Raw genomic sequence first — 6,587 nt, forward strand, 5'->3', positions numbered from 1 at the left:
TTTAGGGCGGCGCGGGGATGGCGGCGTGTACCCCTCCAGCTCGAGGAGGGCGGCCTTGACGGCGGCCCCGCCACCCGAGTACTGGCCCAGGGCACCATCCGACCGCACGACCCGGTGGCACGGCACGAAGAGGGGCAGGGGGTTTCGAGCCATCACCTGACCCACCGCCCGGCTGGCCCCGGGCCGCCCGACGCCCCTGGCCACCTGGCCGTAGGAACGCACCTCTCCTCTGGGGATCGCCCGCACGGCCTCCATCACCTTGCGTTCGAACGGCCTCACCCACCTCAGGTCGAGCGGCGGCACCTTTCCCTCGGCGAACCACCTGCTCAGGGCTGCCTGCCACCGCCTTGCCTCCGGCGACTGTTGCCCCGAACCGCCGGCGGGCAAGCCGTCCGGCTCCAGAAGTTCGAGCCTTCCCCCGAACCGCTCCCGCGCTTCCCGGTCGAACGCCCGGTCGCTCCGGGCGGTGAGGGAGACGAAGAGGGCGCCCTTTTCCGTGTAGGCCACGTACACGGGCCCGATGGGGGTTTCAAGTCGCAAGTACCGTGCTCGTGCTGCCACGCTGCACACCCCCGCCGTCGCTTCGGGGCCTTATCTCGCGGGGACGGCCTCCCGGACCGCCAGCACTCCCGCGAGCAACTGCGCACCGTCGGCTCGGGTCAGCCCGATGTCGGCCACGTCCAGCGCCGGGAAGCTCACCACGGCCGCCAGCGATTCCACGGCCTGGCGGCCGGTGGCCACCGCGTTCGGCGCCGTCACGCTGAGCCGCACTCCAAGCGCCCGCTCGACCATCTCCGCCCACATGCCCTGGGTCAGGGCCTCGTCAAGCCCGAGTTCACCCAGCCTCTGGCCGTCCGTCAGCCCGCCCAGGAAGACGCCCCTGTCCACCAGCTCGTACACGTACTGGGCCTGCGGGTGGTCCAGGTAGGTGTGGGCCAGCCGCCAGTTCCGGTCGGGCCGGGGGGCTATGGTCCCCGCCTGAGCGATGTACTCGATGATGAGCTGGCGGTTTTCCACCTGGGGGTCGAGCACCACCTGGGCGTTCTTGCCGGTCGCCGGGAAGCCGCCGCCGCCGTCGGCCCGGTAGTTGTTGGTGGCCAGGATGAAGAGCTGGTTGGGCTCTACGGGCTTGCCCTGGTAGGTGAGTTTGACGATACGCTGCCCGACCGGCCGGGTGATGTCGATTTCGTACTCGACGCCGTCGATCTGGTCGAAGTTGTAGGAAGGCCAGCGCGGGTTGAGGATGGGCTCGTCGCCCGTCCCGGGCGCCACCTGCTGGAAGTTCTGGGCGGCGTGTTCGAGCCACGCCTTCACATCGGCGCCCGTTACCTTGATGGCCTTGATGGTGTTGTCGTACACGTACATGGACGCCACGTCGGCGATGGTCACCGGCCCCGGCGCCACGTCGGTGTAGTCCGTCTCACCCCCGCGGCCGCCCTTGAACGGCGCGGCAGCCGACAGCACCGGCATGCCGTCCCAGGGCGTGCCCCGCAGCGCCTGCTCCACGTACTGCCGCTGCACGTCGTTGATGAGCTGGATGAGCCCCGTGTCGGCAAAGCGTGACGCGCGGCTGTCGATGCGCGTGAGGGTCTGCCCGATGGGGCTGGTCACGTAGGCGACCGTCGCCTCGTGCGCCGCCCGGCTCCACTCCATGACCCGCGCCGACGGCTGCACGCCCTTGGTGGGGATCAGTTCGGCGCGCTTTTGCACCACTCTCCAGCCGGACGTGTGCGGCTCGAGCTGGAGGGTAACCACCCCGAGTTCCCGGCCCCAGAAGCTCGGCTGAACGATAGCCACCCCGTTCACCACTCCATCCGTGGCGTCCGGCAGGCCCTTGCCCGGGATGGAGACGTGCGAGTGCCCGGCCACGATCACGTCGATGCCGGGCACCTCCGTGGCCAGGGAGTAAGCGGCGTTCTCCTGCATGGCTCCCGGCGACCACTGCGACGCCGGATTTGCGCCCGTGTGTGCCAGGGCCACCACCAGGTCGGCGCCCCGCGCCCGCATCTCCGGTACGAAGCGCTGCGCCGCCTCAACGATGTCGCCGGCCTCGACGCGCCCCTCCAGGTTGCTCTTGTCCCACACCAGGATCTGCGGCGGCACGAAACCGATCACGCCGATGGTGATGGGCCGCCCGTCGATCTCCCGGCGAAGCAGGGTATACGGAGTGAAGTAGGGGTCACGGGTGCCGGGACGGTAGACGTTGGCGAGAACGACCGGATACTTCGCTCCGGACAACACCTGTTGCAGGTAGGCAAGGCCGTAGTTGAACTCGTGGTTGCCGATGTTCCCGGCGTCGTATCCCATCCGGTTCATGACGTCGATGACCGGATGCACCTGCCCGGCCGGCAGCGGGCGAACGCGAGCGAAATAGTAGCCAAGCGGCGTTCCCTGGATCAGATCCCCGTTGTCGAAGAGAAGGGTGTTGCGGTGCCGCGCCCGCACCTGCTGCACCAGGGTATCGATGAGCGCAAAGCCGACGTCGTCGTCAGGCCGGTTCGCGTAGTAGTCCCAGGCGTAGACGTTCGCGTGCATGTCCGTGGTCGCCATGATGACCAGTTCGCTTGCAGCCGCCGAGCCGGCCGCCAGCAGCACCACGAGCAGGAGCACGATGGCGAAAAGCGGAGCCCCTACGGACCTGGTAAAGCGCCCTTTCATAAGAAGCGCGGCAACAGGCCGCTGGCCTCAGCCAGCGGAGAAATGCCGCCTGCCTCCTCTCCCGAAATGGGGTAGCCCATGAAGTTGCAAGGCGGTCGGAGCAGAACCCCGCCGCACGTCACAGACTTGTTCCCGGTGCGGACCTGCCTCCCTTTTCTTCTTGCACCGGGCTTACAGCGGCAACCACGTCCCGATGCCCCGTCCCTTCGCCCGGTGGAAGAGCTCGTGCCCGAGCCCGACGTCCTCCATGGCCAGGCCCAGGTTCATGCTCAGGATGCGCTCGGCCGGGGACCGGCGCCCCGGATGCCGGCCCGAGACGACGTCCGCCAGCTCCCCGGCCGGCTCCGGCGTCTTCGCGAAGTAGCCGACGGTGCGGTAGTAAGCGAACTGCGGTACGTCGTCCACCAGCGCGAGACTGCAGGCGGCCATCGCGGCAGGCGTCACCATGGAATCGAAGTCGATGGGGAGCAGCAGCACGCCCTCGGCAAGCCACTCTGCCTCCACGACGGGCTGCGGCTGGCGTAGGATGGGGCCGGCTGTGATGACCACGTGCGCGCCGCTCACCGCCTGCCTGGGCCCCGAGCAGGCGACGACGGCCACCCCCGGCGCCAGGCGGGCGGCGTCTTCCACGAACGCCTGGATGCGGGGCGGCCGGATGTCCCATACCTGAAAGCGGGCGATGCGCAGGACTCCCGAAAGCACCTGAAGATGCGAGCGCCCCTGAACGCCCAGGCCCAGGATGGCTACCGTCAGCGGGCCTGACGGGGCGAGCAGGCGGGCCGCCAGGGCCGAGACGGCAGCGGTCCGCATGGCCGTGATCCAGGTCGCGTCCATCACGGCCAGCGGCAGTCCGGTGTCGGGATCGTTGAGGATGAACAGGCCGTTGATGTAGGGAAGGCCGCGCCGGGTGTTGCCGGGGTAGCCGGAGACCCACTTGAGCCCGGCGGCGTCCAACGAGGAGATGTAGGCGGGCATGGCATGGATGAACGAGTCATGCCGCGGATGGATGCCCGGCTTGGGCGGGAGTTCGACTTCGCCGGCGGCCTTGGCACGGAAGAGCTTCTCCATGAGACTGACGAGCTCGTCGGGCGGGAGCCCCACGGATTCAACGTCCGCCCGAGAAAGGTAGAGAAGCTGGCGCACACCCGGGCACCCCCCGTTGTTCCCGGCGTTTGACGTGCAAGCTGATTTTACCATGGACATGCCTGGCGCGCCCGCCACGCCGCTATAATCAAGCCAGAGGCTTGCGCACGGTCTCACGGTGCTAAGCATTGTCCTGGGAGGCGGCCGGTGAAAGCGGCGCGGGTCGTTGCGGATCTCATCGAACGGGCAGGCGTGCGGCACGTTTTCGGCGTCCCCGGCGAAAGTTACCTGGGGCTCCTGGATGAGCTGGCCGGGCGTACCGCCGTCCGGATCGTCACCGCTCGCCATGAGAGCGGAGCCGGATTCATGGCAGAGGGCTATGCCAAAGCCACGGGCCGCGTGGGTGTTTGCATGGCGAGCAGGGGCCCGGGTGCGCTCAATTGCGCCATCGCGCTGCACCAGGCCATGCAGGACGCCACCCCCGTGGTCGCGCTGATCGGGCAGGTGGGCACCGACCGGCGACAGCGAGGCGCCTTCCAGGAGATTGACGTGGCCAGGGTGTTCGGGCCCATGGTGAAGTGGGCCGTCGAGGTGGACCGGGCGGACCGCGCGGGTGAACTGGTGGCGCGGGCTCTCTCGGTGGCCGAGGCCGGACGCCCCGGCCCGGCGGTGGTCGCCCTGCCGGAGGACGTGGCGGACGGCGAACTGCCTGAAGAGGCTGCACTCCCGGTTTCGCCCGTCCCCGCCCCGCCCGCTCCCCACCCCGAGCTCGTGAAGCAGGTGATCGACTGGGTGGCGGCTGCCGAACGCCCGGTGGTGGTGGCGGGGCGGGGGGTTTTGAGAATGGGGGCAGCCGCGCTCCTCGTGGAGCTCGCCGAGTCTTTCGCGCTGCCGGTCTTCTCGGCGTGGCGGCGCATGGACGTGTTCCCCAACGATCATCCCCACTACGCGGGCACGATCGGGGTCGCCAACGACCCCAGCGTCGTGCAGCCCCTGCTGGACGCCGATCTGGTGATGGCCGTGGGTACGCAGTGGAACGAGGTGACGTCCCTGCGCTACCGCACGCCCCGGGGACGGCTGGTGCACGTGGATGCCGACCCGCAGGTCCTTGTGGAGGTGCCCGGCCGGTTGCCGGTCCGGGAGAGCCTGCCCGTTCTGGCGGATGCCGGGCTGTTCTTGCAGGCGCTCCTGGAGGAGAGCCCGCGCCGCGCCGGACAGGCGAGCGGTGAGCGGCTGGAGCAGCGGCAACAGTTCGTCAGGGCGTGCCGCGCGCGCTACGAAGCCTGCTCCACACCGCGCCCCTGCTCCGAGCGCGGATTTGTCCACCCCGAGGGCGTGATGGCCGTCTTGAACGAGGTCCTGCCGGCGCAAGCCGCCATCGTCAGCGATGCCGGCAACTTCGCCACCTGGTACCACCGCTACTACCGTTTCCGCATCCCCTGCACCCACTTCGCTCCGGTATCGGGCTCGATGGGGTATGGCCTGCCGGCCGCCATCGGCGTGGCCCTTGGCGACCGGGCCACGGGCAGGTGGGGCGCCGGGGGGCGGCCGGTGGTCGTGATGGCCGGGGACGGGGGGTTCCTGATGACCGCTTCGGAACTCGCCACGGCCGTCAGGCTGCAGCTGCCCGTCGTGATCCTGGTCTTCGCCAACGGGCTCTACGGGACCATCTACGCCCACCAGCTGCGGCGTACGGACGATCCGGCGCGCCTTTCCCTCAACCGGCTGGCCAACCCGGATTTCGCCGCACTGGCGCGGTCGTTCGGGGCGTGCGGCGAAACGGTGAACAGCAACGAGCAGTTCGAGGCAGCGTTCCGGCGCGCGCTTGCTGCGGGCAGGCCGGCGCTTCTGGAACTGCGGGTCAACCCGGAGCGGCTCCACGCCCTCAGCGCTTAGCCGCGCCCGACGCAGCCCCAGGCGCTGGCAGACCCTCACTACCACGCGGTCGAGCCGCCCTCCACGGGCAGCACGGCGCCGGTGACGAACGAGGCCTCGCCGGAGGCGAGGAAAAGCACGGCGTTTGCAATCTCTTCCGGAGAACCCACCCGCCCCAGCGGACAGGCCGCCGCGATGCGTGCCGCCTGAGCGGGACTGGCCAGGAGGTCGGCCGTCATGGGCGTGGCGATCCAACCCGGCGCGACCGCGTTGACCCGGATGCGCTCCCGGGCGAAGCTGACCGCCATGGCCCGCGTGAGCGCTACCACCCCGCCCTTGCTGGCCGAGTAGGCGTGCGTGTCGGTAGGGGGCGTGGCGCCGACCAGCGCCTCGTCCGAGGCGATGTTGACCACCGCCCCGCCGCCGCTGCGGATCATCAAGGGAATCAGGTACTTGCTGCAGAGGAAGACCCCGGTGAGGTTAACGGCGATGACCCGATCCCAGGCCTCCAGGCTGCAGCGGTCGACGGGCCCGTCGCCTACCGGGCGCCCGCTGATCCCCGCGTTGTTGACCAGGACGTCACACTTGCCGAACGCCTGCTCCACGCGCCGCGCCATCGCCTCGACCTGCCGGGCGCTGCTGACGTCGGCCTCGACGAACAGGCCGCGGGCACCCGTGCGGCGCCCTATCTCTTCTATCAGCCGGACGGTCTGTTCGGCTTCAACGCGCCGCACGTCCACCACGACGACAACGTGGGCGCCCTCTTCGGCAAACCGCAGCGCCACCGCGCGCCCGATACCCCGAGCCGCCCCGGTCACCACGGCGACCCGGCCCGACAGCCTGCCGCGAAACTCGCTTCCGGATCCAGTCATCTACCTGCGCCCTCCCCACACGTTGACCGCCGGACTCGTCGATCCTGGATACTTCGACCATTTCCCGGGAAAGGGCGGGCGGAAGGGGCGGCCCGCACG

The 6,587-nt window shown here is 69.7% G+C and carries 5 protein-coding genes; 1 reads left to right on the forward strand and 4 read right to left on the reverse strand.

The window, feature by feature from the left end:
- The 3 genes from AB1609_13230 to AB1609_13240 form a co-directional block, all read right to left on the reverse strand.
- A partial coding sequence (locus AB1609_13230) for an MGMT family protein (protein MEW6047422.1) occupies positions 1-561 on the reverse strand: 561 nt, incomplete at its 3' end.
- Positions 562-591: 30 nt separating this feature from the next.
- A complete protein-coding gene (locus AB1609_13235) occupies positions 592-2,658 on the reverse strand; it encodes a bifunctional 2',3'-cyclic-nucleotide 2'-phosphodiesterase/3'-nucleotidase (GenBank protein ID MEW6047423.1) in 2,067 nt (688 codons plus the stop codon).
- A gap of 171 nt (positions 2,659-2,829) precedes the next feature.
- Entirely contained in the window at positions 2,830-3,801 is a 972-nt protein-coding gene (locus AB1609_13240) for an ornithine cyclodeaminase family protein (GenBank protein ID MEW6047424.1), read from the reverse strand.
- A gap of 147 nt (positions 3,802-3,948) precedes the next feature.
- Between AB1609_13240 and AB1609_13245 the strand changes: the two genes are divergently transcribed.
- Positions 3,949-5,637 (forward strand): thiamine pyrophosphate-binding protein, encoded by a 1,689-nt coding sequence (locus AB1609_13245; GenBank protein ID MEW6047425.1) that lies wholly within the window; start codon positions 3,949-3,951, stop codon positions 5,635-5,637.
- 38 nt (positions 5,638-5,675) lie between these two features.
- On the opposite strand, the gene AB1609_13250 is transcribed toward AB1609_13245, so the two are convergent.
- Entirely contained in the window at positions 5,676-6,488 is an 813-nt protein-coding gene (locus AB1609_13250; protein MEW6047426.1) for a glucose 1-dehydrogenase, read from the reverse strand.
- Between the last annotated feature and the right edge of the window lie 99 nt (positions 6,489-6,587).

It is taken from the genome of Bacillota bacterium (genome assembly GCA_040754675.1).
GTDB lineage: Bacteria > Bacillota > Limnochordia > Limnochordales > Geochordaceae > Geochorda.

Excerpts from the sequence above, each read along its gene's own strand:
- AB1609_13235 (MEW6047423.1), bottom strand. The coding sequence starts at position 2,658 with ATGAAAGGGCGCTTTACCAGGTCCGTAGGGGCTCCGCTTTTCGCCATC.
- AB1609_13250 (MEW6047426.1), bottom strand. The coding sequence starts at position 6,488 with ATGACTGGATCCGGAAGCGAGTTTCGCGGCAGGCTGTCGGGCCGGGTC.